The sequence below is a fragment of the Paenibacillus sp. Marseille-Q9583 genome, assembly GCF_976954365.1.
Genome location: NZ_CDRJTB010000048.1, coordinates 32,128 through 50,992 on the forward strand (window position 1 = coordinate 32,128; position 18,865 = coordinate 50,992).

22 protein-coding genes and 1 pseudogene are annotated in these 18,865 nt (G+C 43.7%); 6 read left to right on the forward strand and 17 right to left on the reverse strand.

All coding sequences use genetic code 11. The features are described 5' to 3' along the window. Positions 1–79: 79 nt before the first annotated feature. The 6 genes and pseudogenes from ACWNM1_RS20255 to ACWNM1_RS20280 form a co-directional block, all read right to left on the reverse strand. Positions 80–730 (reverse strand): YitT family protein, encoded by a 651-nt coding sequence (locus ACWNM1_RS20255; protein WP_449602399.1) that lies wholly within the window; start codon positions 728–730, stop codon positions 80–82. A 337-nt stretch (positions 731–1,067) separates the two neighbouring features. After that, a complete protein-coding gene (locus tag ACWNM1_RS20260) occupies positions 1,068–1,568 on the reverse strand; it encodes a Crp/Fnr family transcriptional regulator (RefSeq protein ID WP_076284669.1) in 501 nt (166 codons plus the stop codon). Positions 1,569–1,844: 276 nt separating this feature from the next. Then, entirely contained in the window at positions 1,845–3,773 is a 1,929-nt protein-coding gene (locus tag ACWNM1_RS20265; RefSeq protein WP_449602400.1) for a PTS fructose transporter subunit IIABC, read from the reverse strand. A 38-nt stretch (positions 3,774–3,811) separates the two neighbouring features. Next, the gene (gene pfkB, locus ACWNM1_RS20270) at positions 3,812–4,723 is read right to left on the reverse strand and encodes a 1-phosphofructokinase (protein WP_449602401.1); all 912 of its coding nucleotides are present in this window, start codon (positions 4,721–4,723) and stop codon (positions 3,812–3,814) included. Positions 4,724–4,868: 145 nt separating this feature from the next. Continuing rightward, the gene (locus tag ACWNM1_RS20275) at positions 4,869–5,456 is read right to left on the reverse strand and encodes a DeoR/GlpR family DNA-binding transcription regulator (protein WP_449602416.1); all 588 of its coding nucleotides are present in this window, start codon (positions 5,454–5,456) and stop codon (positions 4,869–4,871) included. Positions 5,457–5,459: 3 nt separating this feature from the next. Continuing rightward, positions 5,460–5,642: pseudogene (locus ACWNM1_RS20280) on the reverse strand (DeoR family transcriptional regulator); the annotation flags it as partial. 309 nt (positions 5,643–5,951) lie between these two features. Here ACWNM1_RS20280 and ACWNM1_RS20285 point away from each other — a divergent pair. Together ACWNM1_RS20285 and ACWNM1_RS20290 are read left to right on the forward strand one after the other, a co-directional pair. Next, entirely contained in the window at positions 5,952–6,239 is a 288-nt protein-coding gene (locus ACWNM1_RS20285; protein ID WP_449602402.1) for a hypothetical protein, read from the forward strand. 199 nt (positions 6,240–6,438) lie between these two features. Beyond that, positions 6,439–7,548, forward strand: coding sequence for an AI-2E family transporter (locus ACWNM1_RS20290; protein WP_449602403.1), 1,110 nt, complete (start codon positions 6,439–6,441; stop codon positions 7,546–7,548). 93 nt (positions 7,549–7,641) lie between these two features. Here the strand turns inward: ACWNM1_RS20290 and ACWNM1_RS20295 are convergent, their stop codons facing one another. Genes ACWNM1_RS20295 through rnhA form a run of 3 tightly spaced genes read right to left on the reverse strand, consistent with a single transcriptional unit; the run spans position 7,642 to position 9,453 of the window. Next, entirely contained in the window at positions 7,642–8,046 is a 405-nt protein-coding gene (locus ACWNM1_RS20295) for a hypothetical protein (RefSeq protein WP_042190609.1), read from the reverse strand. Positions 8,047–8,077: 31 nt separating this feature from the next. Continuing rightward, positions 8,078–8,746 carry a uracil-DNA glycosylase gene (ung, locus tag ACWNM1_RS20300; RefSeq protein WP_449602404.1) on the reverse strand — a complete coding sequence of 223 codons (669 nt, stop codon included), beginning with the start codon at positions 8,744–8,746 and terminating at the stop codon, positions 8,078–8,080. 44 nt (positions 8,747–8,790) lie between these two features. Then, positions 8,791–9,453, reverse strand: a complete 663-nt coding sequence (gene rnhA, locus ACWNM1_RS20305; protein ID WP_449602405.1) for a ribonuclease H — start codon at positions 9,451–9,453, stop codon at positions 8,791–8,793. Between the two features lie 310 nt (positions 9,454–9,763). Here rnhA and ACWNM1_RS20310 point away from each other — a divergent pair, with 310 nt between their 5' ends. After that, on the forward strand, positions 9,764–10,336 hold the full coding sequence (locus ACWNM1_RS20310; RefSeq protein WP_449602406.1) for a hypothetical protein: 573 nt from the start codon (positions 9,764–9,766) through the stop codon (positions 10,334–10,336). 56 nt (positions 10,337–10,392) lie between these two features. On the opposite strand, the gene ACWNM1_RS20315 is transcribed toward ACWNM1_RS20310, so the two are convergent. The 4 genes from ACWNM1_RS20315 to ACWNM1_RS20330 form a co-directional block, all read right to left on the reverse strand. Continuing rightward, on the reverse strand, positions 10,393–10,965 hold the full coding sequence (locus ACWNM1_RS20315; RefSeq protein ID WP_449602407.1) for a type 1 glutamine amidotransferase family protein: 573 nt from the start codon (positions 10,963–10,965) through the stop codon (positions 10,393–10,395). Beyond that, a complete protein-coding gene (locus ACWNM1_RS20320; protein WP_449602408.1) occupies positions 10,966–12,078 on the reverse strand; it encodes a DNA alkylation repair protein in 1,113 nt (370 codons plus the stop codon). Between the two features lie 100 nt (positions 12,079–12,178). After that, entirely contained in the window at positions 12,179–12,826 is a 648-nt protein-coding gene (locus tag ACWNM1_RS20325; protein ID WP_449602409.1) for a hypothetical protein, read from the reverse strand. 16 nt (positions 12,827–12,842) lie between these two features. Continuing rightward, a complete protein-coding gene (locus ACWNM1_RS20330; protein ID WP_449602410.1) occupies positions 12,843–13,373 on the reverse strand; it encodes a hypothetical protein in 531 nt (176 codons plus the stop codon). A gap of 265 nt (positions 13,374–13,638) precedes the next feature. On the opposite strand from ACWNM1_RS20330, the gene ACWNM1_RS20335 reads away from it, so the two are divergent. Beyond that, the gene (locus tag ACWNM1_RS20335) at positions 13,639–13,857 is read left to right on the forward strand and encodes a hypothetical protein (protein WP_076284681.1); all 219 of its coding nucleotides are present in this window, start codon (positions 13,639–13,641) and stop codon (positions 13,855–13,857) included. 88 nt (positions 13,858–13,945) lie between these two features. Here ACWNM1_RS20335 and ACWNM1_RS20340 read toward each other — a convergent pair whose 3' ends face one another. Continuing rightward, entirely contained in the window at positions 13,946–14,959 is a 1,014-nt protein-coding gene (locus ACWNM1_RS20340) for a Gfo/Idh/MocA family protein (RefSeq protein ID WP_449602411.1), read from the reverse strand. A 123-nt stretch (positions 14,960–15,082) separates the two neighbouring features. Then, positions 15,083–15,937: a sugar phosphate isomerase/epimerase family protein gene (locus ACWNM1_RS20345; protein WP_449602412.1), complete on the reverse strand. Its 855-nt coding sequence runs from the start codon at positions 15,935–15,937 to the stop codon at positions 15,083–15,085. 173 nt (positions 15,938–16,110) lie between these two features. On the opposite strand from ACWNM1_RS20345, the gene ACWNM1_RS20350 reads away from it, so the two are divergent. Then, positions 16,111–17,016 carry a helix-turn-helix domain-containing protein gene (locus ACWNM1_RS20350; protein ID WP_449602413.1) on the forward strand — a complete coding sequence of 302 codons (906 nt, stop codon included), beginning with the start codon at positions 16,111–16,113 and terminating at the stop codon, positions 17,014–17,016. Between the two features lie 29 nt (positions 17,017–17,045). After that, positions 17,046–17,168 (forward strand): AraC family transcriptional regulator, encoded by a 123-nt coding sequence (locus ACWNM1_RS20355; RefSeq protein ID WP_081389984.1) that lies wholly within the window; start codon positions 17,046–17,048, stop codon positions 17,166–17,168. A gap of 61 nt (positions 17,169–17,229) precedes the next feature. Here the strand turns inward: ACWNM1_RS20355 and ACWNM1_RS20360 are convergent, their stop codons facing one another. Beyond that, on the reverse strand, positions 17,230–17,775 hold the full coding sequence (locus ACWNM1_RS20360) for a DinB family protein (RefSeq protein ID WP_449602414.1): 546 nt from the start codon (positions 17,773–17,775) through the stop codon (positions 17,230–17,232). 64 nt (positions 17,776–17,839) lie between these two features. Then, the gene (locus ACWNM1_RS20365) at positions 17,840–18,787 is read right to left on the reverse strand and encodes a helix-turn-helix transcriptional regulator (RefSeq protein ID WP_449602415.1); all 948 of its coding nucleotides are present in this window, start codon (positions 18,785–18,787) and stop codon (positions 17,840–17,842) included. Positions 18,788–18,865: the final 78 nt, after the last annotated feature.

Here is an 18,865-nt window from a genome sequence, read left to right on the forward strand (position 1 = left end):
CAAAAAAAAGTCAACCAGAAATTTCTGGCTGACCTTAAATATAGTATATCCCCGAAATAAACTGTTTATACAGTCTTATTCACATTACCGTACCATCATGCGGTTTACGCAGCGTAGACTGAATCTTTGGCGCCTTCACTAACTTTGGTTTACCTAAAGAGGTTGTAAAGGTGATCACATAACCAGCTACAACTACCGCCATCACCGTATACATCGTTTCTCTAACAGGCATATAAAAGAGTGATAATGCCAGAACGACTACATCCAACATAATGAATACTGTACCTACTTTAATTCCCTTCCATTCACTGATCAACAGCGACAAAATATCGTCTCCACCACTTGCGCCGCCGCTTCGCAGAATAATTCCCGCGCCTAAACCTGTCAGTACGCCAGACAAAAGGGCTGCTAATGCCAAGTTGCCCTGCAAGTTGATGACCAAACCGGAATAACGTTCCATGAGACCGTAAAAGATTGTAAAAGCTCCTACAGAAACAAAGGTGTTACACACGAACGTTTTCCCTTTGAACATCCATGCAATCAAGAGTACTGGAACGTCTAGAAGCAGAGTTGAAATTGAAGGTGAAATTCCTAATACATATTTGCCGAGTAGCGATAATCCTACGAATCCGCCCTCAGACAAATGGTTCTGAAAATTGATGTGATAATAAGCAAATGCAAGCAAAAATGTTCCAAACAAAATGACTGTCAACCGGAGCAGTACATTCACTCGTAATTGTGGTTCCTCATACAGGTCTCCCCTTATCGTATATGGCGGCTAAACGTCCCACCAACCTCTACGACGGGTAAAACCGGAGGTATTGCTCCTTCGCATATATATACTCCTTCCCCTCGCAGAGGCGGTTCGTCGAGTAACAACGGTTCACGCACCTTCTACAGGGAAGCTAAGTATAAGACAGATCATAACGTTTCCAAATCGTCCTTTGGGGAATCGTCCTTCGGGGACACATGGTATCCTGATCCTTTCTGTAATTTAATAAGTTCTGAATACATTATACCACGGAGATCCCCTACTCTAAACACTTCGTTATAAAAATAGGCAGGAATCACTCCACGGTACGCAACAAACGATTGACTGTTTCGCGTCTCACACCGATCAATTGTCCAATTTCTTCCTGTGTCAAAAGCTCTGTTAGCGCTGCGCCATGAGAGTAGTCATTGAACCAACGGGTTAAGAGCTCCATACGTTCTGCGGGTGTTCCAACAGTAAGGTGATCTAGCCGAGTCTGCATAAACCGTACCTTCTCCTGAAGAAGGATAGCGATCTCCATCGCTCGACCTGGCTCATCCCGTACCTGTTGATACCATTCCGCTGAAGGAACTGCCTCCACCTCGCTCTTCATCATCGCAACCGCTGTTCCATGCGCCTCCTTTGGCGAAATGAGTGAATGATGGGGAACCATCTCACCAGGATACAAGATGTTGAACAACACCATGTTCCCATTCTCATGAAGCCTTGTTACCTTGAACAGCCCACTTTTCACCTTATATAAGAATTCGCAGCTGTCCCCTTGACGGAACAAGACTTCCCCCTTGTGCAGTATCATCTCGCTCGCTCCTTTGCCCTCTTGTTATATATATTTTCAATTATACAAAAATAAACCTCAATGAAGGAGATTATTCTCGCAAGGATTGAGGGGCATACGTGGTCAAAGTTCAGGTAAGAAGAAACGCCTTCGACTTCCTTTTAGGGACGATTTGATCGTTTCTGCGAAAAATAGAAAGATAGTTTTTAGCGTAAACTTAAAAATTCTTATATTTCAAAAAACTGCCGAGCACCAGAAGAAGCGTCTGGCACCCAGCAGTTCAAATTATTTATTTTATTACTTTGCCTCAAGAGGTTTCTTCCATAATCCGAGCATTAATCCGGAAATAACAGATCCGATCAGAACGGCCAAAAGGAACAACAACGCATGACTCGAAAGCGCGGCTACAAAGATCCCACCATGCGGTGCTGGAACGTTGATATTCCAAAACTGAGTGAGACCACCTGCTACGGCTGAACCTAGGATACAAGAAGTCAGGACACGCAGTGGATCGGCAGCGGCGAATGGAATCGCCCCTTCTGTAATGAACGATAAGCCCAATACATAGTTTGTTAACCCTGACTTACGTTCTGATTCTGTAAATTTGTTCTTAAAGAAAGTAGTAGCAAGCGCTATTGCAAGTGGAGGAACCATACCGCCTGCCATTACAGCCGCCATCATGAATCCGTTAGTATTTCCACTGGTAGTGAATACCCCGATGGCAAAAGTGTAGGCCGCTTTATTGAAAGGACCTCCCATATCAATAGCCATCATTCCACCGAGAACGAGACCCAGAATTACTGCATTAACGGTTCCAAGATCGTTAAGCCAATTAATGAGTCCTACGTTCATCCAGCTAAAGATCGGATCGAACAGGTAATACATCAACCCACCGGTTATCAATAGACCAAATACCGGATATAACAGAATCGGCTTTAATCCGTCGAGCGTTTTTGGCAGACCTGCAAACAGTTTGCGCAGACCGATAACAACATAACCAGCCAAGAAACCTGCAGCCAGACCGCCGAGGAATCCAGCGTTGGAATTCAAGGCCATGTAACCGCCAACCATACCTGGCATCAGGGCTGGACGGTCACCAATACTAATCGCAATAAATCCAGCAAGAACCGGAATTAGGAAATGGAAGGCACCATCACCGCCACCAATCGTCTGCAGCAGCTGGAATAGAGGGTGATTCTCTCCACCGACTTGTTCAATCAGGAAGGAGATCGCCAGCAGAATACCACCACCGACTACAAACGGCAGCATGTGAGAGATACCGTTCATCAAGTCCTTGTATATTTTACTACCGATACTGCCGGATTTCTCTTTCGACTCTCCTTCATTACCACTACGACCTTCATTATGATAAATCGGTGCATCGCCATTCATTGCTTTGCGAATGAGCTCTTCCGATTTGCGAATACCGTCACTAACCGGTCTTTGCAGTACTGGCTTACCATCAAAACGGGCCATTTCCACTTGTTTATCTGCTGCCACAATTACACCACTTGCACGCCGAATCTCATCGGGTGTTAAGACATTTTTGGCACCTTCTGAACCATTTGTCTCTACACGGATATTAACTCCCATTTCCAGAGCCTTCTTCTTGAGCGCATCTTCAGCCATAAAGGTATGCGCAATTCCAGTAGGACAAGCAGTAACAGCTACGACGAATGCTTGGGAATCCGGGTTGCCGACGATTAGCTTTTCTGGTTCTGACTTCTTGACAGCTTCAGCAGCTTCGCTCTCTTTCTCCTTGGCTTCCCCTTCCGCCTGTTTCGCATCGAACAGGGCGGATACCTCATCTGGAGTTCGGGTATTCATCAGCTGTTCAATGAATTCACTATCGATCAACAGTCTGGACAGCGAGGCCAATGTACGAAGATGCATGTTGCCCGCTCCTTCTGGGGCGGCAATCATAAAAAAGATCCGAGCCGGCTCATCATCAAGTGATTCGAATTCCACGCCCTTCGCACTTTTGGCAAACACAACTGTCGCTTCATTCACCGCTTTAGTCTTGGCATGTGGCATTGCGATACCGCCACCAATCCCAGTACTGGACTGCTCTTCGCGCTTCAGGATCATCTCTTTAAATAGAACAGGATCATTGATACGACCACTTGCGGCAAGACTGGCGATCAATTCATCAATTGCACCTTCTTTAGTGGTTGCTTTTAAATCCATAATCATTGTTTCTTTTATCATCAAATCTGTAATTCTCATATCTTCCAACTCCCTTGAGTACTTTGAATGCTGTTAGCTTACACTTCTGAGATGTCGATCAGCGGTCTCAGCTGCTCAATGAATGCTCTATCTGCCAGGTCATCAGAGAAAGCTGTTGCGCTGCCTGAGGCAACACCTGCACGGAAAGCTTCCATTAAATCTCCAGTCAAAGAAAATGTGCCAACGAATCCAGCGATCATAGAATCGCCTGCACCTACAGAATTCTTTACTGCTCCTTTTGGAGCATTGGCGTGGTATACCCCCTGTTCCGTAATGAACAAGGCACCTTCACCAGCCATTGAAACTAACACATGCTTCGCGCCAGCTTCGAGCAGCTTGCGACCATAAGTTATAATTTCTTCCTTAGTCTGTATCGTAACGCCGAATAGCTCTGCAAGCTCATGATGATTAGGCTTAACGAGCAACGGCTGATAAGGGAGTGCCTTTTTCAGCGCTGAACCTGTAGTATCAATGACAAATTCGGCCCCTCTTTGCTTGCATACGGATATCAACTTGTCATAGAAATCAGCACCCAGTGAAGGAGGAACACTTCCGGACAATATCACAACATCGCCTGCATTCAGAACAGCCAACTTCTGTAATAATGTCTCTGCCTCCGTATCTAGGATAATGGGCCCTGCACCATTAATCTCCGTTTCCTCTCCATGCTTAAGCTTGATATTAATTCGGGTATCATCAGAAACAAATACGAAATCACTTGAAATCGACTCTTTCCGCAACCATTCCTCAATGTATCTTCCAGTGAATCCACCAAGGAAGCCTATAGCTTTATTCTGAACCTCAAGCTGATTTAACACGCGTGATACGTTGATCCCTTTACCTCCAGGAAGCTTCAAATCACGTTTCATCCGGTTCAAGCCACCTAGTCTCAAATCTTCAACTTCCACGATGTAATCGATGGAAGGATTAAGCGTTACTGTATAGATCATAATTATCCCTCAATTATTTTGGTTTTCTAAGCCATAGATTACCGGCTAACATGCGGCAAATGTAATTTCTCCAAACGATCTTACAATGATTCCATACCACTCAAATTAAGACATTTTCTAACCGTAGAACATCCTACACCTAAGGTCATACCAGTGAGTAGTCTACGCCCATTTGCGTAATCTCACGGATGAACTTTTCAGACGCACCAGAATCAATAATGCAGTGATCCATTTCCGTCACGTCGGCAACCTTACAGAAGGATACTTGACCGAGCTTGCTATGATCAGCCAGAAGAATTACTTGCTTCGCAACCGAGATCATCTTACGTTTGGTTGCTGCTTCAAGCATATTAGGTGTAGTAATTCCTTCTCGTAAGTCTAATCCGTTGGTTGCAAGAAAGGTTTTATCCACTCTTACCATCTCTAAAGAGCGCTCTGTCATCGGTCCTACAAAAGCCAATGTATCCGGCCGCAACATTCCGCCTGTAATCGAGACTTCTATATTGCGACAATCCCGCAGTTCATTAAGCGCCATAATCGAATTCGTAATGACTTTGATATTAGAAAAAGCCCTCAGCTCTTTGGCAATCTGTAGCGTTGTGGTTCCAGCATCCAGCAGAATAGCATCGCCTTCCTGAATCATCTCTACGGCCTTGCGTGCTATCCTCTGCTTCTCATCCAACAATCGATCTTCCTTATCTGGATAAGTCGCCTCAAAGTTAACACTCTGCAAGGATACTGCCCCGCCGTGCGTTCGCTTCAGCAACTTGGCTTCTTCAAGCTCTTTCAGGTCACGGCGCACAGTAGACTCAGACACGCCCAGTTCCTGACTTAACTCCTGTACCGAAGCTCTTGAATTCTTTTCCACAAAAAGCACGATTCTTTGTTTTCTCTCTTCCTCAAACAACATCGTGGTTCGCTCCTTTAAGTTACAGTGCTATCCCATTTATTAAATGCGCTTATCTTTGGAGATCTATGACCATTATTTGATTATATATGACTGTTATTGATCATTTGTGCTCGTTTATGATTTTAACAGCGTTTTCATCATCTGTAAAGCGCTTTAACATTAAAAATGATACTCTGGCAAAATGTAATAAATGGATTGATTTCATGCTTTGCTCAAGGTGAAACAAGCCCGTAAGAAAATTACATACCAATTGCCTATCTCCTCACTGATGTTTAAAACATATTAATACTACATATAGGAAAAAGCGGGTGATCAGAAATGGCCAACGGAAGAAATAACAAAAAAATGGGCGGTAACAGCAATGCTAAGAGTAACGGAAATAGTAATGGAAATAACAACGGGAACGGTAATAGTGAGGAAACAACAGAATTAAGTGCTGAAGATTATGAAATCATTGCTGCCGCACTAGCCACTTTAGGGGAATTTTTTGCTTTTTTATCTCTCGTCAAGGCAAGACAAGTTACGAAGGAAACCGGAGGCGCGGTTGAAGTACCAGAAATATTCACCCTTTCCACGAAGAAACCTTCTAGACGGAAGTTAAGATGATCCACAAAGCCCCCGAGCGATTTATATGATGATGTTATGGTTACGTGTTGTGAACAACTTACTTGGCGTAGCCTCAGTCATAGGGTCATCTTCCACGGATATGCCAAGAACTACCTATTGGAGAGTAATCCATTTTTTTGAATCAAGTCATGTGAATTAGGGTTATTAAACTACATAGATTATATTTTGAACTTGGGGGATGTTCCTATTGCAACAACAGAAGTATTTTCGGACAAGTCTTGCTATTATCGCTTTTTTACTTATTTTGTACTTGGGCTCCAAAGTAATGTTTCTATTCGCACCACTGGCTGCCATTATCAGATTATTACTCGTTCCCATGGTACTATCAGGTTTCATGTACTACTTATTACGACCGTTAGTAAGAGTTCTTGAGAAAAGAAAATTAAACCGGGCATTCTCCATCCTGCTCATTTATTTCTTGTTTGCCGGATTGTTTGTTCTCTTCTGGGTTCTAGTCTGGCCGACACTGCAAGAACAAATTCAGAACTTTATTGACAACACGCCTTACCTTGTTCAGGGAATACAGGATCAGTTCAATGCATTAAGGGATAATCCGACACTCTCACGCTTTTTCCAAGGGGACTCCGACATAGCTGCCCGTATATCAGAATATCTTAGCGAGGCTATTACTTGGGTGACCAATTCGATGTCCAATTTGATCGGCGTAGTTTCCAGCATTGTTATTCTAATCGCTACCTTGCCCATCATTTTGTATTACATGCTAAAAGATGATTATAAGCTGTCACCAAAACTACAGGGCTTAATCCCTAGAAAGTACCGTAAAGAAGGCAAAGAAATGTTCGGGGATATCGACAGTGCACTGAGCAGTTTCATCGTCACACGTGTGGTGCTAAACGTCGTACTCGGTATTATGTTGTATATCGGTTTCCTTATCATCGGATTGCCTTATTCACTGCTGCTCGCAGTAATTTCGGTACCGCTCAATTTCATTCCTTATGTGGGTTCTTTCCTTGCGGGAGTACCAGTAGTTATTGTTGGATTCATTGAATCACCCACGATGGCAATATGGTCGCTGGTCGTCATATTCATTGCACAGCAAATCCAAGATAATGTACTCTCACCGATCATTTACGGCAAATCATTAGATGTGCATCCACTGACCACGGTCCTTCTTGTTCTTATAGGTGGGGATTTCTACGGTATTATTGGTGTGCTTATTGCGCTGCCCGTCTATATGATTGCCAAAATTATTTTTTTACGAGTGTATGAGATTATTGTTGCAGATCGAGAGGAAGAGGCTGAGCCTCTCAAGCATGAGAATCTATAGCACTTACGAACTGAATGAGGTTCCATAAATAAAAAAAGGTACGTCTCCAATTAGAGATGTACCTTTTCGTGCTTCATTATAGGATTACTGAAATTAACCTCGCAAAGAACGAACTACAAATATGTGATTGCCTTTCATAAGGTTCTGTCCATCCTGAAGTGTAACTGAACCTTTGGTATGCGAAATGATGGTCGTATTCAGAGCAATCAGCCGATCTTCTTTCCAAACACTTACAGCCGATTTAAAATATACTGCATTATCGAATTGCTGCCGTTCCCTCATCACATAACCCACAGAATGCAAGACTGGAGGCAGTGCTCTTTCTCTAGGAGCCAAAGCTTTAATGACCACAATATCCCGAAATGGCACAGCAATTTCCTGATGACCGATGACCGCTACAGAAGCGGAAAGATCCCATTTGCGAAGAATGCCTTTCATGATCGTGTAAGGTTCGTCCCCGCAGTACATGATAACCGGTTTACCAACCCAATGCTTCATTGCTCCCTCCCCCTTCCCAACATCCCATTAGTTATAAGTCCGAAATGAACCAATCGATTCCTTTCATTCCCTTCGACTCCAAAAACTGATTGACCTTCGAAAAAGGACGGCTACCAAAGAATCCACGATACGACGAGAGCGGACTCGGATGTGGGGACTGAATAACCTTATGACGACTTTGGTCTATGAAGGCACCTTTTTTCTGTGAATGACTTCCCCATAAAATAAACACCATCGGCGTAGTTCTTTCATTTAACTTCTTCATTATGGTGTCTGTGAATGTCTCCCACCCTAGACCTTTATGAGAATTCGGCTCTCCCTCACGTACCGTTAGTACCGAGTTGAGCATAAGCACTCCCTGTTCCGCCCATCGCAGTAAGGATCCGTGGTTTGGAATTGGTACACCCATATCCTCCGATATCTCCGTATAAATATTACGCAGTGAAGGCGGTATACGCACCCCCGGATTTACCGAGAAGCTCAAACCGTGTGCTTGTCCCGCTCCATGGTATGGGTCCTGTCCCAAAATAACAACCCTTGTCTCACTAAAAGGTGTATGCTTTAACGCCGTGAACAGTAATTCTTTTGGCGGATAGACTGTATGTTCCTTATATTCACTTTCCAAATTAGCCATCAGCTCCAGAAAATAGGGCTTTTGCATTTCATCTTGTAATATCTCATCCCAATCGTTGCCGAACATCCCCAATTCTCCTCCTCTAGCCGAAACCCAGAACCTTACTGCAACTATTTCCGACCATAATCTGCTTTAATTTCGCCCCACTCTTTAGTTTGCCACTTAAGCACTTTATTGTCATATGTATTGGTTTGCAACCAACGTTCTGCCCGATCAATAAGTACCCATATTTCCTCTGTTGAAGCATCGCGTGGCAAGGTTGTCGCTACTTTCTTCTGCTTTACCCACTTCATTGCATTCACAGAGTCGCTGTAGACTGTCTTATTACTTCCCTCTTTCTTCAGGAGCGCCAAGGCATGCACAATCGCTAAAAACTCACCTAGATTATTAGTACCCTTCCTGATCGGCCCACAAGAGAAGATAATATCTCCGGTTTGCGTATCCACACCCTTATATTCGACTGGACCCGGATTACCACGAGTTCCAACATCCACAGAAATGCTGTTGTAATCGATCTCCGCTGAGGTCTCCACTGTAGCGCTTCGTTTAAAAGAACTTGTCCCCTTAGACTTAGCCGCACCGGATGCTGATGACCCTGTTCCCCAATTACCTTTCCAGCCCGCTGTGTAAGCCGCATCTGCCGCCGCTTTAGATTCATACGATTTATATTTGGCTCCGGTATAGTGATCCGTCTGCGCCTGGCATTCTGCCCATGTGCTATAGACTCCCGGCTGCTTGCCTTCCCATACTACATAATACTTCTGTTTAGCCATTAGTACAGCTCCCTTTTTCACCTTAACTTATTGTAATCCAAAATGCTTCTTCATCAAAAGAAGAATGTTATTTTTCGTGAATTCCTTCGAATAATTCATATTTTCCAGGTCATACTATACGCCAGAGATGTCCAGGCCTATATTACCATTTGTAGAATGATCGGTAAATATTATTGTGTCCACAAGCAGAAACGCCTTCAGCGTACCTCAAGGACGGTAAGTGTTTGTGCTTACACCACATTAATACTAACTAATCAGTCTATATTAAGCTCGAAGGATATCAGTACAATTACTTAGGGAGGTTATACAGATGAGAAAGATAGCAAGCGTAGCCGCAGTATTTGCAATTGTGCTGTTGGTCGGATGCGGAAACTCAACCAATAACAATGCCAATGTTACCCCTACCGCCACTACTACACCTGGTAACACCAATAACGCTGGCAACACTAATAACACCACTGATGCTGTAACCTCTGCGTCGGTAGTGGATAATGAAGAGGCCTTTAAAAAGGCTATCAGTGCGGACGGTACTTGGATTGCCGCTACACTGAAAGATTTAACCTTCACCGAGGATCTCGTGCTGGACGGACAATTCACGAATAAAGATGAGCCTGCCCGCAAAATTGCTCTCTATACACAAGATGCAGAGCACAATATCACCAACTCCTTTAAACTAACTGCACCAAAACTTACGATCAAAAGTAAAAACGCTCGTATTCAAGGCGGCACATTTATTGGTGATGTATACGTAGAAGCAGATGGCTTCAGTTTAGTAAATGCAACGGTTGAAGGGAATGTTTACTTCACAGATGCTAAGTATCAATCCACCTTTGATACCTCGGATCAAGGAAAAGTAACGGGCGTTACTGAAGTGAAAAAATAAGCAAAAAGGTGCTCTCAAGTCAATAAGACCTGAGAACACCTTTTTTCATGAATTCATTATTCTTGATAAAACCCATTTTTGAAAAAGTTATACCATCCATCGATTTGTTCTAATGGCATAACCTTTAACTTCTTCAAGACTTCTTTTGTAAATTCCAAAGAAGCCGTACCATTAGCAGTAATGATATCGTCACTCGAAACGGTCTGTTTTTCTAAAAAATTTGCGTGTCCTTTATAATTAGGAGCGAACTCTTTTAAGTAATCTAATGAATTTCCAGTGTGAGGAATCTTATCTAAATAGCCATGTTCTGCCAAAAAGGTTGATGCGTCACATATAGCCGCTATAGGAGTTCTATTCTGTATACAACTTTCAATCACTGGAGTAATCGCTGAATTATCTTTCCAGCCTGTACCCCCAATTAAAATTAACATTTCAAACTGGGCGGGTAAACTATCTATAGTATAGTCTGGAATAACAGTAAATCCGCCCATAGATTGTACATTGTCGCTATTTAAAGAAACTGTCTTAACTTTGTATTCACTTTCTGGCTTGTTTAGTTCGGCACTTATATAGCCAGCTTCCCAATCTGCATATCCATTAGAAATAAAAATCAATACTTCTTTTTTCATTTACTGATCCCCCTCAAGTTTCAACAATGTATCTGCAACTTCCCGCCCGTTAACCAACAGTACAATCCTATGTTCCCCGGGATAATGACGACGAGTGGTTAAATTCGCCCAGCGATGCGTCCGTTTGCCCGACAGAATTGTACCCCCAGGTACTGTTTTATCCGATAGTAAGAAAGATTTACGAGAGGTTCGACCTGTAGCCTTGACGAAATAGATGCCATATTCTATTCGAACACGGGCAGGAGTTCCTTCACAAACTTGAAGTTTGTATTGTAATTCAGAGTTTTCTCCAATTCGCAATAGGGTAAGATCAATCGTTATAGAAGCACTCGTTATGAGTGGTGTTGCTTCGTCTGCTTGCTCCGCATATCCGAATAAAGCCATAATCTCCGGATTAGCTTTACGGATTAAAGAACGACAACCATGCCGCACAATCCAGTCTGTGAGGGGATCTATACCTATCCAGCGGCGAGCTGTCTCAAGCACCACCTCCGGGTGATCCTTCGCAATATCGTTCAAATGGTTAGCCACGCTCTTGCGCACATATAGGGAAGAATCCGTCTTAAGCTGCTCAAGTACAGGTAGCACAGGGGCTGGATCTAGCTTAAACATGGGAAGAGCCTGTCCCCATGGAAGACGAGGACGACACCCCTCACTTGCTAACCGGCGCACATGCTCATCGGGGTGCTTCGACCATACCAACATTTGCTCCATCATCCGCTCCGGTTCACGCAAGAGAAACGGTCTAACCGCAAATTCTGCTGAAGACTTCGGTGTGAACCTTTCCAGCGCCTGCATAGACAGCTCCCAATGCTCAGCCCCTTGACCAAACACCTCTACAAAATCTGGGAAGATCAAGTATGGAAATCCCACACAATCCTCAGTAATGGCAAATAAAATCGCCAGTGCTTCCTCATAAGGAAGCTGTAAATGACTCCCCAGTGTCTCCGTAATCCGCCGCATCCTTGCCTTCAGTTCGAGCGCATCCCAAGGTTCCGCCATAGCCGAAATTACAAATGCATCAGTGTCGAAAACACTATGTACACTGCGAATCTTTTCGCCAAAATCATGCAGAAATTGTTCATTGTACATTGCTTTTAAAGGTTCCGCCATTGTGTATCCCTCATTTTCTTCTATAAATCATCAGAGGTTAATCTGTTATGAAATCGTAGCACACCCAATTTGACAACAGTATGTCAACTTCGGCCATTCCCTAATCTAGAACATCGACCTGCCTAGTATCAAGATTAATAATGCGACTTCTCGTATCATTACTTGAAATATAAATAGGTTCTCCGGTAGAGTCGATCCAATAAGAGATGGGAATCGAAATTCCACAATTTCGGTAAGATCCGTCCGCATGGCTTGTCCCAATAATCATCGTATTATATTTCACGGCGATCCTAGTGGCTTCCCCGATCCATAATTTAAATTGTTCTTCGCTGAACATGCCTACCCCAATCGGATGTGCGATGAAATCTAACGACTCAGCCTGTCCTTCCAAACCAACGTATCCTTGCAGAAGCTCAACACACAGCAAATAACCAATACTCAGGCCATCCGCTTCCGCAACTGACGGGCGATATAGCTGTTCATCCATCGGCGATTTGGCTCGTTCCAAAATGATGTCCCCCGAAGGATGAATCATTAGCGCTCTATCCTTGTTATTGCTGTTCCTATATCCTGTAATGATCAGCTTTTTATATGTTTTGGCAACTTCACATAAGGTCTTTACACTGGCTTCATCTGCTACATAACCTTCTGGATACAACACCGCGTCAAAAGAATCCTGTCTGCTCATTTCTTTGAGTAAATGCTCCAAATGTGGTTCGTGTTTAGGTTGAGCTACGAGTAATCTCATATTTCCCCTCCAACGGTTAATTAATTAGCACCTTCACCTGTTCTAAGCTTTGCTCTGCACGACTGTTCAAAGCTCTCTTATCTTTAAGGCCAAGCCCCTTAAGCTCATGTCCAGGGTCAATGACCATCGGCTGTGAAATTACATTTTCGAGGATTTGTACGGCAACTTTGCAGGCTCCAAATAACAGCTCTTTGGAGATCACTTGTTTATGAGAGCCAATAATTTCAACCAGTTTCTCTGCGTAGATCAATCTAACCAGACTATCCGCACTCATCATATTCCGCGAGGCAAAAGAAGATACCTTCTCCACAATCCAGCTGTCTTGATAGTTTCTCGATAAGGCGTCTAGTGCAGTAATTGCATCCCAATCTCGGATCGACAACTGCTCGGCGTACGCCAAGGCCATTTCATTGAGCCATGCTATCTCTTGTTCTCTAGGAATTTCAAAACTCTTATACTCCTTAAGCAAACCTGCCTTATGCATATCTAAAAAATGACCCAGAAATCGTGTGTATAACTCCTTGGCTCTTTGTAGCTGTTCAGTCATTTGCGATCATCCTTTCACTACACAAATCATATCCGTCCGCAGGTTTCTTTTCAAACCAGAAAGTAAAAAAAAGACAGACAGCGAAACAACTTCGCTACCTGCCCTCGGATGATCTTCGGATTTTAATACAATTACAACCAAATTTCGCATATTTTTGACCAAAATCAAGTAATTCCTCCTCAAATTCATCCGCAAATCGTGGTAAAATAGTTCCTTAGGATTATTTATATTCATACATGTTGAAGATATCACCGGAGGGAATACCATGCCACATACACTTAATAAAAATATTGATTTTTTTATAGCCGCTTTATCCCAAACTTATATCACTGCCCTACAGCTTGACCCTGATGGAATGTATTCAGAGGTAGCCTCAGGAATCGTTGAACAGTTCTCCGATGTACAGGTACGCCTTAGAAGATATGACGGCTCCGTATCACACTATGCTAGGGACAATACGAAATTCCAGCGCAATAAAGGTTAGGCGGGAATGCATGCCAAAAAGACGTGACTGGAGAAACCATCTACAATGGTCTTTCCTCCAGTCACGCCTATGCATACTCTATATCCTGCTAGTTAAGTACAATCCATTCCCCTTCGGCATTCGCTGACTGTACTTCCGCCTCTATGATTTCCAAAGATTCTGCTGCACTCTCAGGCGTACAAATGATAATAGGCTTATCTTGAATAATCGCATCCAAGAAATAGACCAGCTCTCTGTAGTAGCCCGCATCCGGGGAAAGCTCCACCGTAAAGCCTGCTCCATCATTGGGATTCACCTTGACTCCACTACCATCAAATACTACATTTCCTCGCTCAAAGTTAACCCTATACCCCATGTAGAATCCAAAGTCGCCCTCCAGCGTCCAGTCCACCTGAGCATTGATCACCTTTGCATCCTTATAATAATAGTGTGTAGAAGCAATATCATATCCGCTTCCCGGTAGAACATTCCGTCCCAAAGTCGATACTTTATCCGGTCTGCCGAACAGATAGTTAATCATATCCGTATCGTGAATATGCATATCCACAATGCATCCACCGCTTAGCTTCTCATCCAGAAACCAATCTTTAGGAGCCCCTGAACCACGGTAGAAATATCCTTCTGTCACTTTACCAAATTGCTCAGTTTCCACAACTTCTTTCAAATATTCATACCCTGGCCAAAAACGAAGGCACTGCCCGATCATCAATTTCTTTCCACTGCGCTCCGCTGCTTCTACCATTTTCTGCGCTTCTACTGAAGTTCTAGCCATCGGCTTCTCACAAAAGACATGATATCCTCGTTCCAGCAGCGAACAAGCCATTTCAGCATGCAGGTAAGTAGGAACTGCAATATCGATCATATCCAGTTCCTCATTCGCTATCATTTTCTCCAGATCATCATAGAGACTGTAAGCTGTTAAATCATACACTTCTTGAGCGGTACTCATATTGCCGTCCGCTTTACCTTCTTTCAATTCCTCAATTCGCAAGTCACAGATGGCTTTAAGGGCGATGGGATGCCCCTCTTCCGTTAAGCGAACATAATTATCAAAATGCATCCGGCCCATAAATCCAAAGCCAATCAAACCTATTTTCAACATAGTGAAACCTCCCCAGCTAAATGATTAATAATTAAACAAGCTCTATTCAAGCACCTTCCAGCCCAGCGGATTGTATCTCAGCCTCAATGATTGCTATAGGCTGAGCATCGCCTTCCCCTTACTTTAAGCTTTGAAAGTGGTACGTCCGAGAATGACATCCATAGCTGCAGAAGTATTAAAAATAATTTGCTCCGTATAATGTGTGTATGACGGTATCATTTCACCGGTAACATAATTGTTGTATCCAATGTCTTCAAGCGCTTTCATGACTGCTGGATAATCCACATCCCCAGCGAGCAGATCAACAAATCCGTGAAGCCCACCAGCCGTCCGACGGTAATCCTTGAAATGCACCTTTTTAATTCTATGGCCTAGAATCCGTATCCACTGCTCTGGATAACCGGAATGCACGATATTCCCAACATCAAGATAGGAACCTACATAACTCGAACCGACCGTATCAATAAAAGTACGTAATTCAAGCGGAGACAGCAAGAATTTATTCCACACATTTTCAAGACCTATAGAAACGCCTGCTTGCTCAGCATCCTTGGCTAAATGACTAATCGCTTCCAGCGCTCTATCATAAGCTTTTTCATAATCAACAACCTCACAGCCCTCGATGAAATCCACACCAACAGCGCCAGGGATGACAAGAATTGTATCTACACCTAGCGCAGCCGCCAGCTCCAGTTGCTTTTTGCATACGTCGATTGCCTTGGTTCGATTCGCTTCAGATTCACTAGTCATCGCATAAGACCAATATAGACCTGTTGCCAAACCCGCGATCTCCAGACCCGTTTCATTAATAGAATCACGAAGGATACGCGCTTCTTTCTCAGTGGTTTGCAGGCCAAGTTCACCTGACTCATTTAATGACAGCTCGATCCCCTCAAACCCAGCCGCTTTGGCTAGACGTACGCATTCTTTAATTTCAGTTCCTTCGCGAAACGACCAGATGTTTATTCCCTTTTTCATTTGAATCCTCCTCCTATTTGTTCTTTTCCGTTTTCCACTCTCTAGGTTTAGGTGCACTTTGTATCCTTTAATTATTTATATTATACTAGATTTAAAATTCGATTTATTTAGGCGAAGAAGAGACTTTTTGCATTATTCCGGTCTATTCTATTAAACATTCAGGAGGCAGTGACATGTCTGACAAAGATCCCTCTTACCCACTGAGAAAGCAGGTACCCTCTCGTGATTGGGCACCCGGAATTCACTATGCACAATTGCAGACACTTCCGCCTTGCACCTTTCAAAGAAGAAGGCTATATGACTTCGAGCTACTATATGTTCGCCAGGGCAAATTATTAACAAAGATGGATACGGAAGAATATATACTGAATGCTGGGCAGCTAATTTTCCTCTCATCTGGGGTATATCATCAGAATGTTATCCTGTCAGATTCAGATACTAAGCTTATTGGAATCCATTTTGATTTCTTTGGGGAATCAATTATTACACATGATGAAGATATGGTAGTTAATGAGGATGAAGTCATACACGATAAATTCGCCTTTGAAGCCGTAACTGTCCCCTTCATGCCATTGTCACAAGAACCGATCTACTCCCCGCCACCCGAATGTGTTCATGCCATGGAACAGCTCGTTCATGAATTCACTATGCGGCCTGCCGGCTATGAGTGGGTCTGTCGAGGGCTACTACTTGGTATTCTGACTTCGCTGCTTCGAACGCAAAGCTCCCGAGATGCAGCTAAGTCTTCCGTTCACACCGAGCGGATCAGGGCGTTAATAGACGAGATAGAAGAGCGGTTAGCAGAACGCTGGACCAATAAATCCATGGCCACATCCATGAATATGCATGAGGACCACTTTGCCAAGCTCTTTCGTGAGGTTGCAGGTATGCCCCCCGGAGAATACCTCCGCTCGATCCGGCATAGGGAAGCGCGTAAGCTGCTGCGAGAAACGGATTGGCCGATTGAGAGGGTGGGCGATCAGGTCGGCTATCCCGATATCCATTATTTCAGCAGGGTGTTCACGGCGAATGAGGGGATTTCTCCGCGAGCGTATCGCAAGTTGTCTCGGATTCTCTAAATCATGCAAGATAGACTTATGTCAAAGAGATTTCTACGCAAATCGGTATACATGATCAATTTTATTTCACCAGACTTTTCAAGAAGCATTTTGGAGTTAATCCGAGTGAATATAAAGATTATGTTCAAGCGACGCTTGGCTCAGGAAATTAAGATCCTTTCTTTTATGACGAAAGGCCTTTGCTGTAGATCAGCAAAGGCCTCTTTTTTGGTATTACATCACTTTCCGAAACAATTCTTTGTTTAACCGCTCCAGCTGCAGAAGATGATGACGATAGTGCATCTCAATAAGCAGGAACCATTCCTCCGCGCATAGTCCACCGAATCGCGGGTGAGATACGGTATTTTGTTTGGACGCTTTTTCGAGGCGCGGTTCGATCTCTCTCATTCTTTGGATGACTGAATGTAACCCTTGAATTAATTGTTCCTTACTCTCCGGCTGCTCCGGCGTATATTGGGCGGAAGGCGGAACCTGAATACGAATGGGTGGAAAGCTTCCTTGTGCAAATATAGCCGCACCATCCTCGGTTTTCCCCACATGGGATACCAAGGGATCTTGGCTTGGCACCAGACATTGATCAATATTACGAAGCTGCATATACAGTGCCGAGTTAATGAGATGTTGAACCATCTGTCCGATGGACCACTCGTTTTCACTTGGCTTTTGCTTCAGCTGCTCCAGATTGAATCGCTCTACTTCTTGAATATAGTATGTCACAGTTTCTTCAAAACGTTGTAAGGCTTCTTTTGTTGTAATCATTATATATCAGCTCCTGTAGTCATTGATTACCCAAGTATACAAAAACGCTACTGACAGCGTTATGTCAGTAGCGTTTTAACATTATTTCTAGTTCGTTTCTAACTTGATGGCGAAAAGATTCCGGCTCTAGCACAACCATGCCGCCTCCCCAGCCCAGCACCCATTGCAGCAATTCCGCTGGCTCTCGAACCCGAAAAGTAACCCGTAAGCCTTCCGCATGATCCTCTATAGTTTCCATATAGAAATTGTTCGATTCCCTTACCTTATCAGCTATGTCAGAATGAACTAAGATAACCACATGAACGTTGCGATCATCAGGAGGTTGGTATACCTCCAATTGAAAATCCGCTGGCCGTATAAATTTATCTTCCAGTTCAATAAGCTCCCTCATTCGGGATAACCGGAAATGACGGATGTCTTGACGCAATTCACACCAGGCGACGAGTACCCATGATCCTTGATGAAGCACAAGTCCGTAAGGAGCAACCGTACGAATACTTTGACGGTTCCCATCGGCTTCGGCGATTCTTTTGGAATAACGAAATCTTATTTTCCTTTCCTCCAATATCGCTCGACGAATGGCTTCCAGACATGCCTTTTCTTGTATTGGTGCTATATCTGCTGCGGAAGCAAATAAACGAAAACTTTTGCGGATCTGTGATGCTTCACTGCGGATGGCTTCTGGCAGGATAGCTTCTATTTTTGCTTTAGAACTTCTAGCTTTATTGCCATAGTGGGCATCAAACCACTGCCCAATAAAGTCAGTCCCAATAAGCAATGTCACTGCTTCGTCCAGCGTGAAACTAACGGGTGGCAGGAAATAGCCCTCAATCAAGGAGTAGCCCTGCCCTGGTGCTCCTATTATGGATACGCCCGCTTCACTCAGTGCCTGAATATCCCGATAAATAGTTCTCACGCTCGTTTCAAACGTAGCCGCCAAATCCTCCGCTCGCAACACTTTATTACGCTGCAATTCAAGCACTATAGCTAACAAACGGTCCATTTTGTTCATACGGCTCTCTCTCCCCGAGAAATTGATTTTCTATCTCTAACAAGCAATGTAAAAAACCTCTAAAAGCTACTATATCTA

Bases quoted from the DNA above. Each gene is read 5' to 3' on its own strand.
- ACWNM1_RS20285 (WP_449602402.1), top strand. From the start codon at position 5,952: ATGGCCAACGGAAGAAATAACAAAAAAATGGGCGGTAACAGCAATGCT.
- ACWNM1_RS20330 (WP_449602410.1), bottom strand. From the start codon at position 13,373: ATGACTGAACAGCTACAAAGAGCCAAGGAGTTATACACACGATTTCTG.
- ACWNM1_RS20290 (WP_449602403.1), top strand. From the start codon at position 6,439: ATGTTCCTATTGCAACAACAGAAGTATTTTCGGACAAGTCTTGCTATT.
- pfkB (WP_449602401.1), bottom strand. From the start codon at position 4,723: ATGATCTATACAGTAACGCTTAATCCTTCCATCGATTACATCGTGGAA.
- ACWNM1_RS20260 (WP_076284669.1), bottom strand. From the start codon at position 1,568: ATGATACTGCACAAGGGGGAAGTCTTGTTCCGTCAAGGGGACAGCTGC.
- ACWNM1_RS20345 (WP_449602412.1), bottom strand. From the start codon at position 15,937: ATGAAAAAGGGAATAAACATCTGGTCGTTTCGCGAAGGAACTGAAATT.
- ACWNM1_RS20325 (WP_449602409.1), bottom strand. From the start codon at position 12,826: ATGAGATTACTCGTAGCTCAACCTAAACACGAACCACATTTGGAGCAT.
- ACWNM1_RS20310 (WP_449602406.1), top strand. From the start codon at position 9,764: ATGAGAAAGATAGCAAGCGTAGCCGCAGTATTTGCAATTGTGCTGTTG.
- ACWNM1_RS20315 (WP_449602407.1), bottom strand. From the start codon at position 10,965: ATGAAAAAAGAAGTATTGATTTTTATTTCTAATGGATATGCAGATTGG.
- ACWNM1_RS20365 (WP_449602415.1), bottom strand. From the start codon at position 18,787: ATGAACAAAATGGACCGTTTGTTAGCTATAGTGCTTGAATTGCAGCGT.
- ACWNM1_RS20265 (WP_449602400.1), bottom strand. From the start codon at position 3,773: ATGAGAATTACAGATTTGATGATAAAAGAAACAATGATTATGGATTTA.
- rnhA (WP_449602405.1), bottom strand. From the start codon at position 9,453: ATGGCTAAACAGAAGTATTATGTAGTATGGGAAGGCAAGCAGCCGGGA.
- ung (WP_449602404.1), bottom strand. From the start codon at position 8,746: ATGTTCGGCAACGATTGGGATGAGATATTACAAGATGAAATGCAAAAG.
- ACWNM1_RS20340 (WP_449602411.1), bottom strand. From the start codon at position 14,959: ATGTTGAAAATAGGTTTGATTGGCTTTGGATTTATGGGCCGGATGCAT.
- ACWNM1_RS20360 (WP_449602414.1), bottom strand. From the start codon at position 17,775: ATGATTACAACAAAAGAAGCCTTACAACGTTTTGAAGAAACTGTGACA.
- ACWNM1_RS20320 (WP_449602408.1), bottom strand. From the start codon at position 12,078: ATGGCGGAACCTTTAAAAGCAATGTACAATGAACAATTTCTGCATGAT.
- ACWNM1_RS20350 (WP_449602413.1), top strand. From the start codon at position 16,111: ATGTCTGACAAAGATCCCTCTTACCCACTGAGAAAGCAGGTACCCTCT.
- ACWNM1_RS20335 (WP_076284681.1), top strand. From the start codon at position 13,639: ATGCCACATACACTTAATAAAAATATTGATTTTTTTATAGCCGCTTTA.
- ACWNM1_RS20295 (WP_042190609.1), bottom strand. From the start codon at position 8,046: ATGAAGCATTGGGTTGGTAAACCGGTTATCATGTACTGCGGGGACGAA.